The 21,540-nt window shown below is 73.5% G+C and carries 24 protein-coding genes; 10 read left to right on the forward strand and 14 right to left on the reverse strand.

Annotated features, from left to right (window positions below; genetic code table 11):
• Positions 1-18 precede the first annotated feature (18 nt).
• Positions 19-675 carry an urease accessory protein UreG gene (ureG, locus tag AB0G11_RS10120; protein ID WP_219507522.1) on the forward strand — a complete coding sequence of 219 codons (657 nt, stop codon included), beginning with the start codon at positions 19-21 and terminating at the stop codon, positions 673-675.
• 91 nt (positions 676-766) lie between these two features.
• A complete protein-coding gene (locus tag AB0G11_RS10125; RefSeq protein WP_219507520.1) occupies positions 767-1,243 on the forward strand; it encodes a hypothetical protein in 477 nt (158 codons plus the stop codon).
• Here AB0G11_RS10125 and era read toward each other — a convergent pair.
• The 8 genes from era to AB0G11_RS10165 form a co-directional block, all read right to left on the reverse strand.
• Positions 1,234-2,142 carry a GTPase Era gene (gene era / locus AB0G11_RS10130; protein ID WP_308125855.1) on the reverse strand — a complete coding sequence of 303 codons (909 nt, stop codon included), beginning with the start codon at positions 2,140-2,142 and terminating at the stop codon, positions 1,234-1,236. The two genes, AB0G11_RS10125 and era, sit on opposite strands and share 10 nt — an antisense overlap.
• A gap of 15 nt (positions 2,143-2,157) precedes the next feature.
• Positions 2,158-2,637 (reverse strand): NUDIX domain-containing protein, encoded by a 480-nt coding sequence (locus AB0G11_RS10135; RefSeq protein ID WP_357585142.1) that lies wholly within the window; start codon positions 2,635-2,637, stop codon positions 2,158-2,160.
• A gap of 1 nt (position 2,638) precedes the next feature.
• On the reverse strand, positions 2,639-2,977 hold the full coding sequence (locus AB0G11_RS10140) for a cytidine deaminase (RefSeq protein WP_219507516.1): 339 nt from the start codon (positions 2,975-2,977) through the stop codon (positions 2,639-2,641).
• Between the two features lie 10 nt (positions 2,978-2,987).
• Positions 2,988-3,620: a hypothetical protein gene (locus AB0G11_RS10145; protein ID WP_219507514.1), complete on the reverse strand. Its 633-nt coding sequence runs from the start codon at positions 3,618-3,620 to the stop codon at positions 2,988-2,990.
• Positions 3,621-3,933: 313 nt separating this feature from the next.
• Positions 3,934-5,229: a hemolysin family protein gene (locus AB0G11_RS10150; protein WP_357585144.1), complete on the reverse strand. Its 1,296-nt coding sequence runs from the start codon at positions 5,227-5,229 to the stop codon at positions 3,934-3,936.
• Complete coding sequence (gene ybeY, locus AB0G11_RS10155) at positions 5,226-5,702, reverse strand: rRNA maturation RNase YbeY (protein ID WP_219507512.1); 477 nt, start codon at positions 5,700-5,702, stop codon at positions 5,226-5,228. The genes AB0G11_RS10150 and ybeY overlap by 4 nt, the downstream gene beginning before the upstream one ends.
• Positions 5,699-6,730: a PhoH family protein gene (locus AB0G11_RS10160; RefSeq protein ID WP_219507511.1), complete on the reverse strand. Its 1,032-nt coding sequence runs from the start codon at positions 6,728-6,730 to the stop codon at positions 5,699-5,701. The genes ybeY and AB0G11_RS10160 overlap by 4 nt, the downstream gene beginning before the upstream one ends.
• A 91-nt stretch (positions 6,731-6,821) precedes the next feature.
• The gene (locus tag AB0G11_RS10165) at positions 6,822-7,166 is read right to left on the reverse strand and encodes a histidine triad nucleotide-binding protein (RefSeq protein WP_219507510.1); all 345 of its coding nucleotides are present in this window, start codon (positions 7,164-7,166) and stop codon (positions 6,822-6,824) included.
• Positions 7,167-7,427: 261 nt separating this feature from the next.
• Between AB0G11_RS10165 and AB0G11_RS10170 the strand changes: the two genes are divergently transcribed.
• Entirely contained in the window at positions 7,428-7,940 is a 513-nt protein-coding gene (locus AB0G11_RS10170) for a SigE family RNA polymerase sigma factor (RefSeq protein ID WP_049573205.1), read from the forward strand.
• Entirely contained in the window at positions 7,937-8,593 is a 657-nt protein-coding gene (locus AB0G11_RS10175) for a hypothetical protein (RefSeq protein ID WP_219507509.1), read from the forward strand. Before AB0G11_RS10170 ends, AB0G11_RS10175 begins: the two co-directional genes overlap by 4 nt.
• A gap of 29 nt (positions 8,594-8,622) precedes the next feature.
• Here the strand turns inward: AB0G11_RS10175 and AB0G11_RS10180 are convergent, their stop codons facing one another.
• Positions 8,623-9,348 carry a 16S rRNA (uracil(1498)-N(3))-methyltransferase gene (locus AB0G11_RS10180; RefSeq protein ID WP_219507586.1) on the reverse strand — a complete coding sequence of 242 codons (726 nt, stop codon included), beginning with the start codon at positions 9,346-9,348 and terminating at the stop codon, positions 8,623-8,625.
• A gap of 110 nt (positions 9,349-9,458) precedes the next feature.
• Here AB0G11_RS10180 and AB0G11_RS10185 point away from each other — a divergent pair, with 110 nt between their 5' ends.
• Positions 9,459-11,513, forward strand: coding sequence for a nitrate- and nitrite sensing domain-containing protein (locus AB0G11_RS10185; RefSeq protein WP_357585147.1), 2,055 nt, complete (start codon positions 9,459-9,461; stop codon positions 11,511-11,513).
• Here AB0G11_RS10185 and dnaJ read toward each other — a convergent pair.
• A complete protein-coding gene (gene dnaJ / locus AB0G11_RS10190) occupies positions 11,481-12,620 on the reverse strand; it encodes a molecular chaperone DnaJ (RefSeq protein WP_219507506.1) in 1,140 nt (379 codons plus the stop codon). The two genes, AB0G11_RS10185 and dnaJ, sit on opposite strands and share 33 nt — an antisense overlap.
• Before the next feature lie 11 nt (positions 12,621-12,631).
• Positions 12,632-13,651, reverse strand: coding sequence for a heat-inducible transcriptional repressor HrcA (hrcA, locus tag AB0G11_RS10195; protein WP_219507505.1), 1,020 nt, complete (start codon positions 13,649-13,651; stop codon positions 12,632-12,634).
• Between the two features lie 148 nt (positions 13,652-13,799).
• On the opposite strand from hrcA, the gene AB0G11_RS10200 reads away from it, so the two are divergent.
• Both AB0G11_RS10200 and AB0G11_RS10205 read left to right on the forward strand, forming a co-directional pair.
• Positions 13,800-14,507, forward strand: coding sequence for a hypothetical protein (locus tag AB0G11_RS10200; protein ID WP_219507504.1), 708 nt, complete (start codon positions 13,800-13,802; stop codon positions 14,505-14,507).
• A gap of 18 nt (positions 14,508-14,525) precedes the next feature.
• Positions 14,526-15,338 (forward strand): DUF3097 domain-containing protein, encoded by an 813-nt coding sequence (locus AB0G11_RS10205; protein ID WP_219507503.1) that lies wholly within the window; start codon positions 14,526-14,528, stop codon positions 15,336-15,338.
• A gap of 14 nt (positions 15,339-15,352) precedes the next feature.
• Here AB0G11_RS10205 and hemW read toward each other — a convergent pair whose 3' ends face one another.
• Positions 15,353-16,573 (reverse strand): radical SAM family heme chaperone HemW, encoded by a 1,221-nt coding sequence (hemW, locus tag AB0G11_RS10210; RefSeq protein ID WP_357585148.1) that lies wholly within the window; start codon positions 16,571-16,573, stop codon positions 15,353-15,355.
• A gap of 108 nt (positions 16,574-16,681) precedes the next feature.
• Here hemW and AB0G11_RS10215 point away from each other — a divergent pair, with 108 nt between their 5' ends.
• The gene (locus tag AB0G11_RS10215; protein ID WP_219507501.1) at positions 16,682-17,932 is read left to right on the forward strand and encodes a glycoside hydrolase family 18 protein; all 1,251 of its coding nucleotides are present in this window, start codon (positions 16,682-16,684) and stop codon (positions 17,930-17,932) included.
• A gap of 230 nt (positions 17,933-18,162) precedes the next feature.
• On the opposite strand, the gene AB0G11_RS10220 is transcribed toward AB0G11_RS10215, so the two are convergent.
• The gene (locus AB0G11_RS10220; RefSeq protein ID WP_219507500.1) at positions 18,163-18,795 is read right to left on the reverse strand and encodes an MOSC domain-containing protein; all 633 of its coding nucleotides are present in this window, start codon (positions 18,793-18,795) and stop codon (positions 18,163-18,165) included.
• A gap of 39 nt (positions 18,796-18,834) precedes the next feature.
• A complete protein-coding gene (locus tag AB0G11_RS10225) occupies positions 18,835-19,128 on the reverse strand; it encodes a hypothetical protein (RefSeq protein ID WP_357585149.1) in 294 nt (97 codons plus the stop codon).
• A gap of 137 nt (positions 19,129-19,265) precedes the next feature.
• Here AB0G11_RS10225 and ccmA point away from each other — a divergent pair, with 137 nt between their 5' ends.
• Complete coding sequence (gene ccmA, locus AB0G11_RS10230; protein ID WP_357585151.1) at positions 19,266-19,976, forward strand: heme ABC exporter ATP-binding protein CcmA; 711 nt, start codon at positions 19,266-19,268, stop codon at positions 19,974-19,976.
• Positions 19,973-21,529 (forward strand): DUF6297 family protein, encoded by a 1,557-nt coding sequence (locus tag AB0G11_RS10235; protein WP_357585153.1) that lies wholly within the window; start codon positions 19,973-19,975, stop codon positions 21,527-21,529. The genes ccmA and AB0G11_RS10235 overlap by 4 nt, the downstream gene beginning before the upstream one ends.
• Positions 21,530-21,540: the final 11 nt, after the last annotated feature.

The raw sequence follows: 21,540 nt of genomic DNA on the forward strand, positions 1-21,540 counted from the left end.
ACAGGAAGGAACCCACCCATGGGCGCCAACCTCCGCGATCGTCACCACACCCCCGACGGCCACGGGCGCGCACTGCGCCTGGGGATCGGCGGACCGGTGGGGAGCGGCAAGACGGCCCTGGTGGCGGCCCTGTGCCGGACGCTCGGCCCGGCCCTGCAGCTCGCCGTCGTCACGAACGACGTCCGCACCACCGACGACGCCGACTTCCTGCGCGGCGCGGACGTCCTCGACCCCGAGCGCATCCTGGCCGTGGAGACCGGCGGCCTGCCGCACACCGCGATCCGCGACGACCTCGCCGCCAACCTCGACGCGGTGGAGACGCTGGAGGAGCGGTTCGGGCCGCTGGACCTGGTGCTGGTGGAGAGCGGGGGCGACAGCCTGGCGGCGACGTTCGGCCGGAAGCTGGCCGACCGGCAGATCTTCGTCCTGGACGCGGCCGGCGGCGACCGGGTGCCGCGCAAGGGCGGCCCCGGCGTCACCCAGGCCGATCTGCTGGTCGTCAACAAGACGGACCTGGCCCCGCTGGTGGGCGCCGACCTGGAGTCGATGGCCCGCGACGCGGCGGCGGTCCGGGGCGGCGGTCCGGTGGTGTTCACCTCGATCAGGCAGGATCCCACCGCGGCGGAGGTCTCCGCCTGGGTGAAGGACCAGGCCAAGACCTGGCGCCACTCCTGACCTCGCCGCGCGCCCGGCCGTACGCCGCGGACACACGGTTGGCGCGTCGCGGACGGTGGTGGCGGCGGCACGATCGGCTTATGGTGATCGGGTGGCCGACCATCTCACGCCGTCACCCGCCGGGAGACTCCACGCCTTCGCCGTCATGCTCGCGGGCGGCCTGCTGATCTTCTGCGTCGTCCTGCCCTGGGCCGGGACGCAGGCGACGAGCGACCTGGTCGGCGCCGGGCTGTCACGCGACGTGCGCGGCATCGACGACGCCTCCGGCGTGTGGACGCTGCTGGCCGGGCTGGCGGCGGCGGGCTGCGGGCTGGCCGGCCTGATCGGCCGCCCGCGCGTCGCGGCGCTGGCCGCGCTGCCGGGCGCGCTCGCGGCGGTGGTGCTGGTGCTGTTCGTGACCGGCTCGGCCGGCCTGCCCGACCGGGTCTCGATCGACCTGGGCTTCCTGTCGATCGAGCCGGTCATCCGCTACGGCTGGTTCGCCGCGCTGGGCGCGTCGCTGGCGGTGGTGGTGCTGGCGGTCCTGGCGCTGTTCCGCCGGTCCCCGGCTGCCACCCGTCAGTCGTAGAAGCCCAGGCGGCGCAGTTGCTTGGGGTCGCGCTGCCAGTCCTTGAGCACGCTGATGCGCAGGTCCAGATAGACGCGGGTGCCGAGCAGGGCCTCGATCTGCTTGCGAGCCGCGGTGCCGACCTCGCGCAGCCGCTCGCCCTTGTGTCCGATGACGATGGCCTTCTGCGACGGCCGCTCGACGAACAGGTGGGCGTAGATGTCGAGCAGGTCGTCGCGCCCCTCGCGCGGCAGCATCTCGTCGACGACGACGGCGATGGAGTGGGGCAGCTCGTCGCGGACGCCTTCGAGGGACGCCTCCCGGATGAGCTCGCCCACGAGCACCTGCTCGGGCTCGTCGGTGAGCTGCCCGTCCTCGTACAGCGGCGGCGACTCGGGCAGGTGCTCGATGAGCACGTCGCCGAGCACGTCGAGCTGCTCGCCCGACTGCGCCGACACCGGGACGACCGCCGCGAACTCCGCGATCTCCGACACCGCGAGGAGCTGCGCGGCGATCTGGTCGCGGCTCGCCAGGTCGCACTTGGTGACCACGGCCACGACGGGCGTGTTCTTGACGGCGGCGAGCTTGTCGGCGATGAACCGGTCGCCCTTGCCGATCGGCTCGTTGGCCGGCACGCAGAACCCGATCACGTCGACCTCGGTGAGCGTGGACAGCACGAGGCTGTCGAGCCGCTCACCGAGCAGCGTGCGCGGGCGGTGCAGGCCGGGCGTGTCGACGATGACGATCTGGGCCTCGGGCCGGTGCACGATGCCGCGGATGGCGCGGCGGGTGGTCTGCGGCTTGGACGAGGTGATCGCCACCTTCGTGCCGACCAGGGCGTTCATCAGCGTGGACTTGCCGACGTTCGGCCTCCCCACGAAGCAGGCGAATCCGGCGCGATGGTTGTCTGGCGAAGTCACATAGTGCATTCTGGCTCATCGACCGGCCTGGTCACGCCACCAGGCGAAGACCTGGGGCAGCACGTGGGGGCTCCACGCGGTCATCCTGAGCCCGGCCAGCTCCGGCTCGGTGACCCAGCGCGCGTCGGTGATCTCGTCCCCGTCGGGGGTGGGCGTGCCGGAGACGATGGCGCAGGCGTACGTGATGATCACGTACGCGACCTGGTGCCCGTTGGGGTAGAGGACGCGGAAGTCGGGGCCGCCGTGGGCGCCGATGAGGGCGCGTACGCGGACCTCGAGGCCGAGCTCCTCGCGCAGCTCGCGCACGACGGCGTCCTCGGGCCGCTCGTCGGGGTCGACGCCGCCGCCCGGGGTGGCCCAGAGGCCGACGTCGCCGTGGCGTGCCACCAGCAGCCTGCCGCTCTCGTCGAACACGCAGCCGTTGACCGACGGCAGCATGAGGAGCTGGGAGCCGACCTTGGCGCGCAGATCGGCCAGGAACGGCGACATCGGCATGTCAGGCCCCGCCGGGCGTGCCGTCGCGCAGCGTGCCGTCCGGGCCGGCCACGAGGATGGTCTTGACACCCAGCTCGCGGGCGGCGGCCTCGTCGGCGGCGCTCGGCCCGTCGCCGTCGGTGACCAGCGCCACGGCCTCCAGCGACCGCGCGCCGCTGGAGACGGCCGTCGCCACGGCCACCTGCACCGCCGACAGGGTGAGCGAGGTGAGCGCGACGTCGGTGGCCGCGTAGGTGCGGCCGGTCTCGTCGCGTACGGCGGCGCCCTGGGCGGAGCCGTTGCGCGCCCGGGACGACCGGGCCAGGGTGATGATCTTGCTGTCTTCGGGATCGAGAGTCACGAGGACCAGATTAGGCGCTGGCCATCCGCATCACCGCGTCGAGGAGCTGCCGCGTGCGCTGCGGGTCCACCTCGGCCATGCTCGTGTGCACCAGCGAGACCAGCGTGTCGCCCGAGCGGGCGAGCACGACGTCGAGCGTGTAGGGATAGCCGTTCAGCCGTCCGCGCAGCTCGCCGCCCACCGCCTCGTCGGCCACCTTCCCGACCGGCACCAGCGTGGTGCGCAGGTGGGTGCCGGTGCCCTGGCGCACCGCGCGGCACGCCTCCAGGGCTCGGGTCAGTTCGGCCAGGTGCTGTTCGGCGGCGGCGCCGGTGTAGCGGGCCAGGCCGACGCCGACCTGCTCGCCGAGCTCGTCGCCCTGATAGCTGGCCGCGGCCTGCGCGGTCAGCTCCTGCGCGGGCGCCCGCCCGCCCGCCGCGTCGAGCACGGCCCGGCAGTTGCGGTCGGCCGGCGTGAACGGCGCCCGCCACGCCTGCTCGGGCCGGGGCGAGAAGCCCTCGGGCAGCCGCGGCTCCTTCTTGAGAACCTCCCGCATCTGGGCCAGGGCCTGTACGTCGACCCCTTGGACGAGGCCGCCGTCTCCGCAGCCTGTCAGGGCACCGGCAAGGAGCCCGCAGGCGATGATCCGCTGTCCGCGTTTCATGATTCCCTCCGACCGGCAGCCTCCCCGGTCGGCAATTACGGCAATCCACCGCTACTACCAACAAAGGATCAAACGCAAAAAGGGTGCTCCCGTCCTGTTCGGACGAGAACACCCTTTACGCCGAACAACGTCACGATCGGCTAGCTGATCGAGACGTTGCCGTCCCCCCGGAAGCCTTCCTCCCGCCGCGAACCCCACCCGGCGCTCGGAAGCCCCCCTCGTGACACCCACCGCACAGGGTGTCGAGAGAAAGACTGGCGGACGGCGCTTGCAGAAGACTTGTAGAACGCTTGCGACAACCTGGACCCGCCGGTCAGTCGTGCTCGGCGCGGGCGGGGACCACGTCGTCGCCCAGCGGCAGCACCCGCCGCACGACCACGGTGCTGATCCGGTTGCGCCGCCCGGCCAGGCTCTCGGCCGTCAGCCTGAGGCCCGCCACCTCGGCCTGGGAGCCGGCGATCGGCACCCGGCCCAGCGCGTGGGCCAGCAGCCCGCCCACCGTCTCGACGTCGTCGACCTCGATCTCGGTGTCGAACAGCTCGGCCAGCTCGTCGACCGGCATCCGGGCCGTCACCCGCAGCGCCCCGCCGGGCATCGGCTCGACCCGGGGCGCCTCCTGGTCGTACTCGTCGGTGATCTCGCCGACGATCTCCTCCAGCACGTCCTCGATCGTGACCAGGCCGGCCGTGCCGCCGTACTCGTCGATGACGATGGCCAGATGGGTCTGCTTGGCCTGCATCTCGCGCAGGAGCTCGTCGATCGGCTTGCTCTCGGGCACGTACGTGGCCGGGCGCATGATCGACTCGATGCGCTCGTGCCCGCGGTCGGCGCCCGACTCGTGCACCCGCCGGGTGATGTCCTTGAGGTAGGCGATGCCGATGACGTCGTCCTCGTTCTCGCCGGCCACCGGGATGCGGGAGAAGCCGCTGCGCAGCGCCAGCGACAGCGCCTGGCTGAGCGTCTTGCCCCGCTCGATGTAGACCATGTCGGTGCGCGGCACCATGACCTCGCGCACCAGCGTGTCGCCCAGCTCGAACACCGAGTGGATCATCTCGCGCTCGTCGGGCTCGATGACCCGGCGCTCCTCGGCCAGGTCGACCAGGTCACGCAGCTCCGCCTCGGAGGTGAACGGCCCGTCGCGGAACCCCTTGCCGGGCGTCAGCGCGTTGCCCAGCAGGATGAGCAGCTTGGGCAGCGGCCCGAAGATCTTCGTCAGCCCGTAGACGATCGGGGCGCTGGCCAGCGCGATCGGCTCGGCGTGCTGGCGGCCCAGGGTGCGCGGCATGACGCCGACGATCACGTAGCTCACCACGATCATCACGGCCGCGGCGGACACGTACGCCCAGCCCTGGTCGTGCATGAGGTCGATGAACAGCAACGTCGCGATCACCGTCGCGACCAGCTCGCAGCTCAGCCGGAGCAGGAGCAGCAGATTGAGGTAGCGCGGCGCGTCGGAGACGATCGCGTGCAGCCGGTCGGCGCCGCGCCTGCGGTCTCGCACGGCCTCCTCGGCGCGCACCCGGGAGATGCGCGTCAACGCCGTTTCCGCGCTGGCGATGAGGCCACCGACCACGACGAGGACGATGGCCAACGGCAACCAGGCGTTCACCGGGAGTCGCGCACCTCCCGCCAGGCTTCGAGCAGCCGGGCCTGCAGCCCGAACATCTCCTTGTGCTCCTCGGGCTCGGCGTGGTCGTAGCCCATCAGGTGGAGGATGCCGTGGGTGCACAGCAGCTCGAGCTCGGCCTGGGCGCTGTGGCCGGCCTCCTCGGCCTGCCGGGCCGCCACCTGCGGGCAGAGCACCACGTCGCCCAGCAGCGCCGGGTCGGCGGGGCTCTCGCCGTCGCCACGCGCGCCGCCGCCGGGACGCAGCTCGTCCATCGGGAAGGCGAGCACGTCGGTCGGGCCGGGCTCGCCCATCCACTTCTCGTGCAGCTCGGCCATGGCGTCCTCGTCGACGACCACGATCGAGAGCTCGGCCAGCGGGTTGATGCCCATCTCGGCGAGCACGTGGCCGGCCAGCGCGACGAGGGTCTCCTCGTCGACGCCGACGCCGGACTCGTTGTTGATCTCGATGCTCATCGGCGCTTTCCCCGCTGCTGCTGGATCTGCTTCGGCTCCTGGAGTGCGTCGTAGCGCCCGTAGGCGTCGACGATCTCGCTCACCAGCTTGTGGCGGACCACGTCGGAGCTGGTCAGCCGGGCGAAGTGGATGTCGGGGATGCCCTCGAGGATCTCCTGCACCACCCGCAGGCCGCTGACCGTGCCCGAGGGCAGGTCGACCTGGGTGACGTCACCCGTCACCACGATCTTGGAGTTGAAGCCGAGACGGGTCAGGAACATCTTCATCTGCTCGGCCGAGGAGTTCTGGGCCTCGTCGAGGATGATGAAGGCGTCGTTGAGCGTGCGGCCGCGCATGTAGGCCAGCGGCGCGACCTCGATCGTGCCCGCGGCCATCAGCTTGGGGATCGAGTCGGGGTCGACCATGTCGTGCAGCGCGTCGTAGAGCGGCCGCAGGTAGGGGTCGATCTTCTCGTAGAGGGTGCCGGGCAGGAAGCCGAGCCGCTCGCCGGCCTCGACCGCGGGGCGGGTCAGGATGATGCGGTTGACCCGCTTCTCCTGGAGCGCGCGCACGGCCTTGGCCATCGCGAGGTAGGTCTTGCCGGTGCCTGCGGGGCCGATGCCGAAGACGATCGTGTGCTTGTCGATCGCGTCGACGTAGCGCTTCTGGTTGACCGTCTTGGGCCTGATGGTCCGCCCGCGCGAGGAGAGGATGTCGAGCGACAGCACCTCGGCCGGGCGGTCGGAGGTCATGCGGAGCATGGCGATGCTCCGCTCGACCGCGTCGGGGGTGAGCTCGCCGCCGCTGCGCAGCACCTCGACCAGCTCCTCGAACAGCCGCACCACGGTGCCGCTCTCGTCGGGGCTGCCGGTGACGGTAATCTCGTTCCCGCGCACGTGGATGTCGGCCTTGAAGGCGCCCTCGATGACGCGCAGCAGCTCGTCACGTGAGCCCAGGAGGCTGACCATCGGGTATTCGTCCGGAATCAGCACCTTGGCTTGAGTGCGCGAGGGAGGTGCCGTTCGTCGGGATTCGTGTAGTTCGGACATGGGCAGGCCAGCGGCCTGATGCCTCCCGGTCTCCTTGGCTTTGCTTGTGCCCCCATGGTAGCCGGGACCAGGCCGATCGCTCATGCCAATATCACCCGGGCGGCCAGGTCAGGTCACGCCCGCCCAGCACGTGCGCGTGCACGTGGAAGACGGTCTGCCCGGCGCCGGCCCCGGTGTTGAACACGATCCGGTAACCGCCGGGCGCGACGCCCTCCTGCACGGCCACCGCGTGCGCGGCCTTGAGCACGTCGTCGGCCAGCCCGTCGTCGGCCTCGGCCAGGGCCGCCGCGTCGGCGTGGTGCGCCTTCGGTACGACGAGCACGTGGGTGGGCGCCTGCGGGTTGATGTCGCGGAAGGCCAGCGCCCGCTCGGTCTCCAGGACGATCTCGGCCTCGATCTCCCTGGCCACGATCTTGCAGAAGAGGCAGTCGGTCACCCGATCACCTTACCGACGCGGGACATCGCCTGATCGGCGTTGCGAATCGGTGACCGCTTCCCGCGTGGCGTCCGAAGATCAACGCGGTTAGGGTGTGTGTGCGACACTTCAAGGAAAAGAGACGATTCAGGGTCGGGCGAGGCCACCTGGCGAGGACACGACTGGGTCATGCCCCCTAAGGAACCGGAAGAGCGTAAACCCTCAGGCAAGGCCGCGCGTCCCACTGAAGTGACCACCGAAACCCTCCTGGCCGACAGGTCCATGGGGGCGGTGCCGGTCGGGTGGGACGCCGACATGGCCGTGACCGCGCTCTACAGCGCGCACTTTCGGTCATTGGTACGTCTCGCTGTGTTGCTGGTGCGCGACATGGCAACCGCGGAGGAAGTCGTGCAGGACGCGTTCGTCGCCATCCACGGCGCCTGGCGCAGACTGCGTGACCCCGACAAAGCACTCGCCTACCTGCGTCAGTCCGTCGTCAACCGGTCCCGTTCCGTGCTGCGCCACCGCGCGGTCGTCGAGAAATACGCGCCGAAGGGCCTGCCCGACGCGCCGAGCGCCGAGAACGGCGCGATCGGCGAGCTCGAACGCTCCGCCGTGATCGAGGCGCTGCGAGCCCTGCCCACCCGTCAGAGAGAGGCACTGGTCCTTCGTTACTACGGTGATCTGTCCGAGGCTGAGATCGCCCACGCCATGGGCATCAGCAAGGGCGCGGTCAAGAGCCACACGGCGCGTGGCATGGCCGCCTTGCGATCCGTCCTGGAGAAGATGTCATGACCCAGCCCCCCGACGAGCACGGCGACGCCCTGCGCCGTGCGCTCCACGCGGAGGCGGACGCGGTCGTGCCCTCGCCGGACGGGCTGGAGATCATCCGCGCCCGGATCGAGCGGCGCGGGGCGCGCAACCTCATCTGGTGGCGGGTGGGCGCCGCCGCGGCCAGCGCCGTCCTGGTCGCCGCCACGATCGTGATGGTGGTCCCCGAGCTGCGCAACCAGGTGATCGAGCAGGTGCCCGTCCAGGAGGTCGAGGCCACCTCCAGCGCCACCCCGCCGGCCAAGTCGTCGACCAGCCGGCCCGCCGAGCCGAAGGCCACCGTACGGCAGGACCCGCCGGCGGTCGTCGTCCCCGACCCGTCCACGCCGCCGCCCTCCCCGCAGCCGTCGGAGACGGCCAGGTCGACCAGCAAGCCCTCCCCCTCCCCCAGCTCCGAGCCCAGCACGACGCCGTGCCCGACGGCCGCCGAGGAGCAGGCGGAGCCGCCCGCCGACTGCCCGGAGATCACGCCCTCGCCCTCGCCGGACCCGTCGATCTCGGAGACCGCCGCGCCCGAGGCGCCCTGCCCCGCCGAGGAGTGCCCGCCGGGCGACCCGGCGCCGACCGCGTCGGACGCGCCCAGCCCGCTGCTCGCCACCCCGCCCCCGCTCCCCTGACGCCCCCAGGCGCATGGCCCGCCGGGACGCTACCAGCGGCCGGAGCGCGCCAGCAGCACGGCCGCCGCCGCCACCCCCGCCGTCGAGGTGCGCAGCACCGTCGGCCCCAGCAGCACCGGCACCGCCTTGGCCGCCTCGAAGCGCGCCAGCTCGTCCTCCGACACGCCGCCCTCCGGGCCCACCACGACGACGATGTCGCCGCCCGCCGGCAGCGCCACCCGCGACAGCGGCTCGGCCGCCTCCTCGTGCAGCACCAGCCCCAGCGCCGCGCCCGCCAGCAGCGCCTCCACGCGGGCCGTCGTGGCGGGCTCGGCCACCTCCGGCAGATGGAACCGGCGCGCCTGCTTGCCCGCCTCCCGCGCCGTGGACCGCCACCGGCCCAGCGCCTTGGCGGCCCGCTCGCCCTTCCACTGCGTGATGCTGCGCGAGGCTGCCCACGGCACGATCACGTCGACGCCCGCCTCGGTCATCATCTCCACGGCCAGCTCGCCCCGGTCACCCTTGGGCAGGCCCTGCACCACGACCAGCCGGGGCCGCGGCGCGGGCACCTCGTGGCGGGCCAGCACGTCCAGCCGCAGCGCGTCCTTCAGCACCTCGCGCACCACGCACTCGGCCACCGCGCCCGCGCCGTCGGTCAGGTCGACCCGCTCACCCTCGCGCAGCCGCCGCACCGACGCCGCGTGCCGCCCCTCGGGACCGTCGAGCACCAGCTCGGACCCGCTCAGATCCGCCGCGAGGAACACCGGAACCGTCACCGTGTCGCACTCCAGATTCTTCACGTCACGCAGTCAAGCGAACACGCGACGCAATATCGTGTCACGTGCACTCGCACTTTCCTGACGTCACTTTACGAGGGCCCAGCGCGATGACCATGTCCCCCGCCCGCGGGCTGCCCCTGAGGGCGCGCCTGTTCCTGCTGCCGGCCGTGCCGGCGCTGCTGCTCATCGCGGCGACGGGAGCCGGCGTCGCGGACCTCGCCGCGGCCCGTGCCGAGGCCGCGTCCGGCGTCCGCCAGGTGGACGTGGCACTCGCCGCCGAGGACCTGGTCCACGCCCTCCAGCGCGAACGCACCCTCGCCGCGGGCCGCGCGGCCGGTGAGGAGCGCTTCGCCGCCGACCTCGCCGCCGCCCGCCGCGCCACCGACACCGCCCTCGCCCCGCTGCTCAGCGGCCGCGCCGGGGCCGGGCGCGTACGCGAGTCGCTTCCCGGGCCCGGCACCCTGGCCGAGATCCGCGCGGCCGGGGAGAACGCCGGGAACGCCGGGAACGCCGCCGGGACAGCCGAGGGCGCCGTCCCCGGAGCCGCCGTGCCTGGCGCCGCCGGAACCACCGCCCCCGGCACGGCCGCCGTCCCCGAAGCGACCGCAACCGCCGTCCCAGGAGCTGCCGAAGGCGCGGTGCCGGGCGCGGCCGGGACCGTCGTGCCGGGCTCAGCCGGGAGCGCCGTGCCGGGGGCGGCGGCCGTGCCGGGGGAGGTGGGGGCGCGGCCCCGGCATCTGACGGTGTTCACCGCCTATACGACGACGATCGCGGCCGTGCTGGCGGCCTCGCACCGGGCGGGGCCGCTGGAGGCGCTGGCGCGGGGCAAGGAGGCCGCCGCGCAGCAGCGGGCGCTGGTGACGGGGGCGCTGGCGGCGGGCGGGTTCGCGGCGCCCGACTACGCGGCGTTCCTGCGGGCCGGGGCCGTGGCGGACGACGCCCTGGCCCGCTACGGGCGGATGGCCGGGCGGACGGGCGCGGCGGCGCTGGACCGGGCGCTGCGGGCCGGACCGGTGGCCCGGGTGGCCGCGCTGGAGCAGGAGGCCGTGGCGAGCGCCTCGGGCACGGAGGTGACGGCGGGGCCCCGGGCATGGGAGAGCGCCACGGAGGCCCGTACGGACGCGCTGAGGGCCGCGCAGCGGGTGGCGGGCGGTCAGGCCCGCGCGGCCGCCGTGGCCGCCGTGGAGCGCGAGACGCGCCGTCTGGTGACGCTGGCGGCCTCCGGCGCCGCGCTGACGCTGGTGCTGCTCGCGCTGGGGGCGCTGGTCGTGCGCTCGGTCCTGCGTCCGCTGCGCAACCTGGCCACGGAGGCGGCCATCCTGCGCGACCACGCGGCCGAGCTGGAGTCCGGCGTACGGGAGGCGGGCCCCGGAAGGGCGCGGGCCGACGCGTTCACCGAGGTGGCGTGGGCCGTCGGCGGCATGCACGCGACGGCGGCGCGGCTGGCCGCCCAGCGGACGGCGCTGCGCGAGGGCACCGCGGAGGCGCTGGCCGAGCTGGGGCGGCGCAACCGCGACCTGGTGCACCGTCAGCTCGGCGCGGTCGGCGTGCTGCAGCGGCACGAGTCCGACCCTGCGGCGCTGGCGCGGCTGTGCGAGCTCGACCGGCTGACCGGGCGGCTGCGCAGGAACGCCGAGAGCCTGCTGGTGCTGGCGGGCAAGCGGGCGGCGCGCCGCTCGTCGGAGCCGGTCCCGGTGGCCGACGTGGTGCGGATGACGCTGGCGGAGATGGAGGGCCATCACCGGGTGACGCTGCGGGTGCTGGACGGCCCGCTGGTGCGCGGGGCCGTCGTGGCCGAGGTGGCGCACCTGCTGGCCGAGCTGGTGGAGAACGCGCTGGCGTTCTCGCCGCCCGACGCCGAGGTGGAGATCTGGGCACGCGCCGACGAGGGCGAGTGCCGCATCACGATCACCGATCACGGCGTCGGCATGACGCCCGCCGAGCTGGCCGCGGCCAACGCCCGGCTCAGGGGCGAGGAGAGCTTCCTGGCCGCGCCCGACCGCTGCCTCGGCCACCACGTGGTGGGCCGGCTGGCGGAGCGGCTCGGCGTGCGGGTGTGGCTGCACGAGACGCCCCGCTCCGGGGTGACCGCCCGGGTGGCGCTGCCGGAGGAGCTCCTGACGGCTGCCTCAGCGGCCGTTGAACGCGTCGCGCAGCCGTGAGAAGAACCCCTGCTGCCCCGGCGCGAACTTGCCGGGCGGGCGCTCCTCGCCGCGCAGCTTGGCCAGCTCGCGCAGCAGCTCCTCCTGGGCCGGGTCGAGGCGGCCGGGCGTCTCGACGTTGACGTGGATGAGCAGGTCGCCGCGGCCCGACTCGTTGAGCCGCTGGACGCCGCGCCCGTACATGGTGATGACCTGACCGGACTGGGTGCCGGGCCGCACGTCGACCTCCTCCGGGCCGTCGAGCGTCTCGACGGACAGGATGGTGCCGAGCGCGGCCGCCGTCATCGGGATCTGGACCGTGCAGTGCAGGTCGTCGCCGCGCCGCTCGAAGATCTCGTGCGGCTTCTCGGCGATCTCCAGGAACAGGTCGCCGGGCGGGCCGCCGCCGGGGCCGACCTCGCCCTCGCCGGCGAGCTGGATGTGGGTGCCGTCCTCGACGCCGGCCGGGATCCGGACCTTGATCGTGCGGCGGGTGCGCACCCGGCCGTCGCCGGAGCACTCCTGGCACGGGTGGCGGATGATGCTGCCGAAGCCGCCGCACTGCGGGCACGGCCGCGAGGTCATGACCTGGCCCAGGAACGAGCGGGTGACCTGGGAGATCTCGCCGCGCCCGTTGCACATGTCACAGGTGTCGGGGTGGGTGCCCTGGGCGGTGCCGGCGCCCTGGCACACCTCACAGGTGACGGCCGTGTCGACGACGAGCTCACGGGTGGTGCCGAACGCGGTCTCGCGCAGGTCGAGCTCGACCCGGATGGTCGCGTTGCGGCCGCGCCTGGCACGCGAGCGGGGCCCGCGCGTGCCGCCGGCGGTGCCGAAGAAGGCGTCCATGATGTCGCTGAACGGGAACCCGGCGCCGAACCCGCCGGCGCCCGCACCCGCGCCGCCGCCGCCGAACGGGTCGCCGCCGAGGTCGTACATCTGGCGCTTGCTCGGGTCGGACAGCACCTCGTAGGCCTGCGTGATCTCCTTGAACCGCTCCTGGGTGGCGGGATCGGGATTCACGTCAGGGTGCAGCTCGCGGGCCAGCCGGCGGTAGGCCTTCTTGATCTCGTCCTGACTGGCGTCACGGCGCACCCCGAGGGTGGCGTAGTAGTCGCTGTTTGCCACTTATCGACCTCTTAAGATGCAGCCAGGATCTGGCTGACGTAGCGTGCCACCGCGCGTACGGCGCCCATCGTCACGGGGTAGTCCATCCTCGTGGGGCCCAGCACGCCGAGCCGGGCCAGTTGGTTGTCGCCTTGACCGTATCCCGTGGCGACGATGGACGTGCCCCGCAGTCCGGTATAGGCGTTCTCGGAACCGATGCGCACGGTGAGAGCGGACGGGGTGTCTGTGGTTGTCTCGCCGAGCAGCCGCATGAGCACGACCTGTTCCTCCAGCGCCTCCAGCACGTCGCGCAGGCCGACGCTGAAGTCGGCGCCGGCCAGGTTGGCCGCGCCGGCGAACACGATCTTCTCGTCGTGCCGCTCGACGAGCGTTTCGAGCAGGACCGACAGGATCGTCGCCACCACCGGCCGGTCCTCGACCGGCAGCCGCTCGGGCAGGTCGGACACCAGCTCCGGCACGCTGGCCAGGCCGCAGCCGTCGAGACAGGCGTTGAGCACCGCGCGCAGGTGCGCGATGCGGGTGTCCTCCACCACCTCGGGCAGCTCGATCACGCGCTGCTCGACGCGGCCGGTGTTGGTGATCAGGACGAGCATGACCCGCCGCTCGGCGAGCGGGACCAGCTCGACGTGCCGGACCGTGGAACGGGTCAGGGTCGGATACTGCACGACGGCGACCTGCCTGGTGAGCTGCGCGAGCAGCCGCACCGTGCGGGTCACCACGTCGTCGAGGTCGACCGCGCCCGCCAGGAAGGTCTCGATCGCCCGGCGCTCCGCTCCGGAGAGCGGCTTGACCTGCGAGAGCCTGTCGACGAACAGGCGATAACCCTTGTCCGTCGGCACTCGGCCCGCGCTGGTGTGCGGCTGGGTGATGTAGCCCTCCTCCTCCAGCGCGGCCATGTCGTTGCGGACCGTCGCCGGGGAGACCTTGAGGTTGTGGCGCTCGGCGAGCGCCTTCGAGCCGACGGGTTCGTTGGTCGACACGTAGTCTTCGACAATGGCGCGGAGCACCGCGAGTTTACGATCGTCGAGCACGTGCGCACCTCCTACCGCTGCCTTTAGGGGAAACGCCAGGTCTAGCACTCTGTGTTCCCGAGTGCCAAGTGTACGGCTCTCACCCACAAGGTGCGATAACGCCGGGGGCCCGATGACAAGCCGAATGCCAAGCCTCACACTTGCCGCCATGACGGACAATTCGCCGTACGGCCCGCCGCCTCCGCCGGGGCCGCAGCCGGGGACCCACCACCAGTATCCGCCCCCTCCCCCTGGTCAGCAGCCCTACTTCGCCCCGCCGCCGCCCCCGTACGGGCAGCAGTTCCCGCCTCCGTACGGGCAGCGGGTGGACCCGAAGGCGATCCGGCCCCGGCTGAGGTGGATCGGCCTCGCATGGGGCGTGGCCGCCGTGTGCGTGCTGGCCGCCGGGGCGCTGTTCGTGAGCAGCCTGTTCAGCACGGTGGCGAACGTGGCGCCGAACCGCACGTTCGCCGCCGGCGAGACGGTCGCGGCCACGCTCGACCCGGCCGACGGCCCCGCCCTTTACCTCGCCTCCGACGGCCCGGTCAGCTACGACTGCCAGATCTCCGGCGGCGCCACGCTCATCGCGCCCTCCGGCACGACCACGCTCACCGTCGACGGCACCCGCTGGGAGCAGATCGCGCTGGTCAACGCGCCGTCGGCGGGCCAGTACCAGGTCACCTGCGCCACCCAGCAGCAGTCGGACGCCCGGTTCGGCATCGGCACGGGCGTGCTCGGCGCGGCGGCCGGGGTCGTGGGCGGCGCGGCGGTGGCCGCGATCGTGGCCGCGATCGGCGTGCTCGCGGCGGCCTTCGTGACGATCGTGGTCGTGGTACGCCGCAGCGGGCACCGCAAGCGCCTCGCGGCGGGCGGGTGATTTGCTACGGTCCCCGGTGTGTACGACGGTGATGTTCTCGCGGGAAACTGGCGGCGCCCGGGCAAGGGCAAGATCCCGCAGGTGCCGGCCGAGCCGGACCTGGTGGTGGAGGACGCCGACAGCGGCTTCTGCGGCGCGGTGGTGGCCTGCGACAAGGAGGCCGTCACGCTGGAGGACCGCTTCGGCAGGCGCCGGCTGTTCCCGCTCGCGCCCGCCGCGTTCCTGCTGGAGGGCAAGGTCGTGACGCTCGTGCGGCCCCAGGCCGCCGCTCCCCGGGCGCCCCGGCGCAGCGCCTCGGGCTCGATCGCCGTGGAGGGGCTGCGGGCCAGGGTGGCCCGCGAGAGCCGCATCTACGTCGAGGGCGTGCACGACGCCGCCCTGGTGGAGAAGATCTGGGGTCACGACCTGCGGGTCGAGGGCGTGGTCGTCGAGTACCTGGAGGGCGTCGACGACCTGCCGGCGATCGTCGAGGAGTTCGCGCCCGAGCCGGGGCGGCGGCTGGGCGTGCTGGTCGACCATCTGGTGCCGGGCTCCAAGGAGAGCCGCATCGCCGCCCAGGTCACCTCGCCGCACGTGCTCGTGGTCGGGCACCCGTACGTGGACATCTGGCAGGCGGTCAAGCCGTCGGCCGTGGGCATCGCGGCCTGGCCGGACGTGCCGCGCGGGGTGCCGTGGAAGGAGGGCGTGATCGCCGCCCTGGGCTGGCGCGCCGAGCCGGCCGACGCCTGGCGGCGCATCCTCGGCTCCGTCTCGACCTACGCGGATCTGGAGCCCGAGCTGCTCGGCCGGGTCGAGGAGCTGATCGACTTCGTCACCGCGGCAGCCTCGTGAGCGCGGCGGCCTGATCAGCTCAGGATGTCGCGGACCAGGGCGTCGGCGAGCAGGCGGCCCCGCAGGGTGAGCACCATGCGGCCGGCCTTGAACGCCTCCGGCTCCAGGAGCCCGTCGGCCAGCGCGGCGGCGACCTGGGTGCGGCCGGTGGGCGGCACGTCGGCCAGGGGGTAGCCGGACGCGAGCCGGAGCTCCAGCATGAGGCGTTCGGTCGCCCGGTCCTCGCCGGTGAGCTCCTCGCGGGCGTGCGCGGGCGACAGGCCCTCCGCCAGGCGCTGCGCGTAGGGGGCGGGGTGCTTGACGTTCCACCAGCGGGTGCCGCCGACGTGGCTGTGGGCGCCGGGCCCGGCGGCCCACCAGTCGCCGCCGGTCCAGTAGAGCAGGTTGTGGCGGCACCGGGCCTCGTCGGAGGTCGCCCAGTTGGACACCTCGTACCAGCGGAACCCGGCCTCGGCCAGCATCTCGTCGGCGATCACGTAGCGGTCGGCGGCCACGTCGTCGTCGGGCATCGGCAGCTCGCCGCGCCGGATGCGGGCGGCCAGGCGGGTGCCGTCCTCGACGATCAGCGAGTAGGCCGACACGTGGTCGGGCTCGGCCTCGACGGCGGCGGCCAGCGAGGCGCGCCAGTCGTCGTCGCTCTCCCCCGGCGTGCTGTAGATCAGGTCCAGGTTGACGTGGTCGAACCCGGCCTTCCTGGCCTCCAGCACCGCCTGCCCGGCCCGGCCGGGGGTGTGCTGGCGGTCGAGCACGCGCAGGACGTGGTCGCGGGCGCTCTGCATGCCGAAGCTGACCCGGTTGAAGCCGCCTTCCCGGAGTCTCTCCAGGTATTTCGGGTCGACGGACTCGGGGTTCGCCTCGGTCGTCACCTCGGCCCCGGGCGCCAGGCCGAACTCCGCGCCGATGGCCGCCAGGATCCTCGACAGGTCCTCGGCGGGCAGCAGCGTGGGCGTGCCGCCGCCGAAGAACACCGTCTCGACCGGCAGCTCGGCGTCACCGAGCACGCGGCGGGCGAGCCGGATCTCCTCGACCACCGTGGCCGCGTAGTCGGCGCGCGAGGCGCCGGGACCCAGCTCGGCGGCGGTGTAGGTGTTGAAGTCGCAGTAGCCGCAGCGGGTCACGCAGAACGGAACGTGCACGTAGAAGCCGAACGGGCGCTCGCCGAGCCCCCGCAGGGCGCTCTCGGGCAGCTCGCCCGAGGCGGGCGCGGGGTCTCCGTCTGGCAGCGTCGATGGCACGTCTCCAGTGTGCCCGCTGCCATTGACTGCCTGATCCCCTGGCCCTACGATCCGGGACAACTTATAGGAAAGTTTCCTATAAGTTGCGTGCCCCGGGAGGCGCCCCCCGTGAAGAGAATCCTCATCGCTCTCTCGTCGCTCTTAGTCGCCCTCACCGCGATCGCCGTGCCCGCCCAGGCGGAGAACGACCGCTACAAGCGGGTCGCGTACTTCATCCAATGGGGCGTCTACGGGCGCAACTATCACGTCAAGGACATGGACGTCAGCGGCGCCGCCGCCAAGCTCACGCACGTCAACTACGCGTTCGGCTTCGTCAACGCCGAAGGCGCCTGCTACTCCGCGGACCCGTGGGCCGACTGGCAGCGCCCGGTGCCGGCCGAGCAGAGCGTCGACGGCGTCGCCGACGAGCCCGGCCAGGCCCTCAACGGCAACCTCAACCAGCTCCGCAAGCTCAAGGCCAAGCACCCCGGGCTCAAGGCGCTCATCTCGCTCGGCGGCTGGACCGGCTCCAAGTACTTCTCCGACGCCGTCCTCACCGCCGAATCGCGCACCAAGCTCGCCCAGTCGTGCATCGACCTGTGGCTGCGCGGCAACCTGCCCGGCCTGGAGCCCGGCGCCGGAGCGGGCGTCTTCGACGGCATCGACCTCGACTGGGAGTGGCCCGGCTCCTCCGGCGCCGACGGCAACATCATCCGGCCCGAGGACAAGCAGAACTTCACCCTCTTCGTCGAGGAGCTCCGCTCGCAGCTCCGCGCGTTCTCGCGGGACGCCCAGCTCACCGCGTTCCTCCCCGCCGCCGCCGCCAAGATCGACGCCGGCTTCGAGGTGCGGCGCGTGTTCCGCCAGCTCGACTTCGCCACCGTCCAGGGGTACGACCTGCGCGGGAGCTGGGAGAACCGCACCGGCCACCAGAGCAACCTCCTCACCGACCGCCGCGACCCCAACGACCCCCGCTACAGCGTCGACCAGACCGTCCGCGACTACCTCTCACGCGGCGCCCCCGCCCGCAAGCTCGTCATCGGCGTCCCCGCCTACGGCCTCGGCTGGACCGGCGTCACCGGCGGCGGCGACGGCCTCTACCAGCCGGCCACCGGCCCCGCCCCCGGCAAGTGGGCCGCCGGCGCCGAGGACTACAAGGACCTGGTCAACAAGCCCGGCAAGCGTCACCGCGACCTGCGCACCGGTGCCGTCTGGCTCTACGACGGCAACGAGTTCTGGTCGTACGACGACCCGGTGGTGCTGACGCAGAAGGCGGCCTACATCCGCCTCAAGCGCCTCGGCGGCGCCATGATGTGGTCCATCGACCAGGACGACTCCCGCGCCTCCCTCACCACGGCCCTCTACAGGGTCCTCAAGTGAGACAGCACCCTCGGGGGAGCGCCCCACCACCCGACCCGGCGCTCCCCCACCCCACCCGCGAACCCGCCCCGAACCGCACCAAGGCTCAGTCGGCGGGGCCGTAGGAGGAGATGTGCTCCTCGCGCGGACGTGAAACGCGCCCACGTCCGCGCGAGGCCCTTCCGCGCAACCCAATCCGCGCGGGCCTCTTCCGCGAGGCCCTTCCGCGCGGTCGTTCCGCGCGAGGCCCCTCAGGACACGACCCCCAGCACCCGTACGGCCACCCGGTCCCAGCGCGGGTCGTAACCGGGCAGGGCCAGGATGCGGCGCAGCAGCTCCTCGTCACCGTGGTAGGCCAGGAACGACTCGGCCACCGTGACACTCCCGCCGGGCCTGGACACCACGTCCACGGCGTCGCCCGCGCCCAGCTCCCCCGGCTCCACCACCCTCAGGTACGCGCCCGTGCGCCGTGCCTCGGTGAAGCGCCTGACCCAGGCGGGCTCGTCGAGCCAGTTGCGGAACACCACGCACGGCACCCGGGGCCCCGTCACCTCCAGCAGCGCGGTGCCGACCCGCCACCGCTCGCCGATGAGCGCGCCGTTGACGTCGACGCCGGACACGGTGAGGTTCTCGCCGAAGCGGCCGTCACGCAGCTCGCGGCCCAGCTCGGCCTCCCACCAGTCGTAGTCCTCGCGGGCATAGGCGTAGACGGCGTGGCCCGGGGCGCCGTGGTGCTCCCGGTCGGCGCGCTCGTCACCGGCCAGGCCGCCGGCGCGCACCTCCACCCGGTGGGTGACCGGCCTCTTGTCGATGGCGGTGCGCTTGAGCTTGCCCGCCCACTCCGCGTCGACGGCAGTGCCGACATTTACTGACAAAACGCGCATGCCCGACGGTAACCCGGACCGGCCCCCTCCGGCGATCGGCTAACGGGGGGTGTTGAGGCGGGAGGTGTCGTCGAGGTCGGCGAGCTGTAAGAGGGTGCGCAGCGCGGCCTGGCGCACCTCCTCGACCGAGTCGCCCCGCTCGCCGAAGCAGTCGGCCGCCACGTCGAGCAGCGCCGTCACCACCGCCGCGTCCGGATAGGGGACGTCGACGACCACCTTGCCGTCCTCCCCCACGGCGGCGGGCGTCAGGTGGAGCCGGAGGAGCCGCCGCGTCTCCTCCGCCACGGCCACCCCCAGAACCGCGGCACGCTCAAAGCGCTCAGCAGCGATCATGTCACCCTCCAGTCGCACAAGTGTTCGGGTGAACAAGCTAGCCAGCGCCACCGACAATTCCGCCTGGGACGGCCACGGCACGGCGGCGGCACAGCGGCGGCACAGCGGCGGCGGGAGCCGCGCCATAGACTCGAACGGTGTCCAACAAGATCATTCATGTCCGCGATCTGACCGTGGACCTGGGCGGCAACCCCGTCATCCAGGGCATGGACCTCACCGTCAGCCGGGGAGAGACCGTCTCCGTCGTCGGCCCCAACGGGGCGGGGAAGTCCACGCTGCTGCGCTGCCTGGCGGGGCTGCAACCCGCCACCGAAGGGACCGTGGAGGTCTTCGGCGCGCCACCGGCCGACGAGCCCGCCTTCTGGCGCCGCGTGGCGCTGGCGGCCGACGAGCCCGCCTGGTACCCGGGGCTGACCGCCCGCGAGCACCTGGAGCTGATGCTGACCGTGCACGCCGGGCCGCGCATGACGGTGGCGGAGGCGCTTTCGGTGTTCGGGCTGGAGGTGCGCGCCGACGCGCCGCCGCTGAACCTGTCCACCGGGCAGCGCCAGCGCCTCTCCCTGGCCGCCGCGCTGCTCAGGCCCAGCGACCTGCTCCTGCTGGACGAGCCCGAGCGCGGCCTGGACGCGGCCTTCCGCGAGCGGCTGGCCGGGCTCCTGGAGGCGTACACGGGCGAGGGCGGCACGGTGGTGATGGCGACCCACGACGCGGCCCTCGCCGCCCGTGGCCGCGCCGTCAGGCCCACCGCCTCGTCCACCGTCTCTCCCACCGCCTCTCCCGCCGTCCCTCCCGCCGCCTCGTCCACCGCCTCACCCACCGCCTCTCCCGCTGGCGAGGTGGTCCGGTGACGGCCGTGCGTGAGGTGCGCGCGTTCGTGCGCACGCGCCGCCGCCGTGCGCCGGTCGGCGCGCTGGACCGGTACGCGGGCCTGATCATGACGGCGATCGCCGTGGCCGTGCTCGGCAGGCCGGTCGCCGACGCCGTGGCGGGGCTGCGGGGCCCGGCGGACCTCGCCGGGGTGGCGCCGGGCGTGGCGGTCACCCTGGTGGCGCTGGCCGGCGGGCTGGCGCTGGCCCGGGCGGTGGGGCCGGTGGCGTTGAGCGGGTCCGACGCGGGCTGGCTGGTGATGTCGCCGCTGGACCGGCGCGCGGTGCTCGGGCGTCCCCTGCGGGTGCTGGGCGTGGTGGCGCTGGTGACGGGCGGGGTGCTGGGGCTGGCGCTGCTGGCGCTCGTGGGCGCGCCGGACCACCTGGTGTGGCGGCTCGTGGCGGCGATGGTCGTCGGGGTCTCGGCGACGGCGGGCGGGATGGCGCTCGCCGTACTGGCTCAGACCTCTCACACGTGGCACCTCTGGCTGACGGCCGTCGTGGTGGCGCTCCTCGTGACGGCGGCGGTCGCCGCCGTGGGCACGGCCCGCGCCTCCCTCACCACCGCCGCCGTAACCGGCACGGCCGCAGGCGCAGCCGCGGCCGTGGGGGACGGTGCGGAGGCGCCGTTCCGCGGGGTGGTCGAGGCGGTGGCGGGGGCGCCGCTGGGAGCGGTCGCCGCGGTGGCGGCCGTGGCGGCGCTGGCCTCGGCGCTCCTGGTGGGGCGCGCGTGGGCGCGGGCGGACCGGATCCCGGCGGCGGCGCTGCTGACCTCGTCGGCCCGCGCCGGGCATCTGGCGACGGCGGCCGTGAGCCTCGACACCGGGGCGCTGACCTGGATGGCGGAGGACAACCACTGGCGAGCCAGGCGGCTGCGCTCGGTCCGCTGGCCGTCGCTGCCGGCGCCGCTCGCGCTGGCGTGGCAGGACTGGCTGCGGACGGCCAGGCGGCCGTGGCGGCTGGCCGCGACGTTCGCGGCGGCGGCGCTCCCGGCGCTGCTGGCGCTGGCGGGGGCCGGTGCGGTGGCGGGCGCGGCGGTGCTCGGCGGGGCGCTCGCGGTGGCGGCGGCGGGCGTGTCGGGGGCGCGCAGGGACGGCGACAATCCGGCCCTGGCCCGGCTGCTCGGCGTGGGCCGCCGCCCGGCGCTGCTGGCGAGGGCGCTGCTGCCCGCGCTGACGAGCGGCGTGTGGGCGGCGCTGGCCCTGGCGGGCCTGGCGCTGGCGGGCGCGCTGCCGCCGGTGGGCGCGTGGTGGCTGATGGGCCCGCTGATGGCGCCCGCGCTGGCGGCGGCGGCGCTGCGCATGGCCAGGAGGCGGCCGGTCGACCACTCGCTGCCCATCCTCGACACGGGGTCGGGGGCGATCCCGCTGGGCCCGGTGTTCTGGGCGGCGACCGGGCCGGACCTGGCGCTGATCGGCGCGCTGCCGCTGGTGAACGCGCTGATGTTCACGCCTGCCACGCTCACGGCCACGCTGGTGGCGCAGGCGGTGACGGGCGCGGCGGTGCTGGCCGCGTACGTGCTGCGGGCCCGCTGAACCGCCCGGCT

Origin of the sequence: Nonomuraea sp. NPDC023979 (assembly GCF_040639085.1) — a bacterium.
GTDB classification, from domain to species: Bacteria; Actinomycetota; Actinomycetes; order Streptosporangiales; family Streptosporangiaceae; genus Nonomuraea; species Nonomuraea ceibae.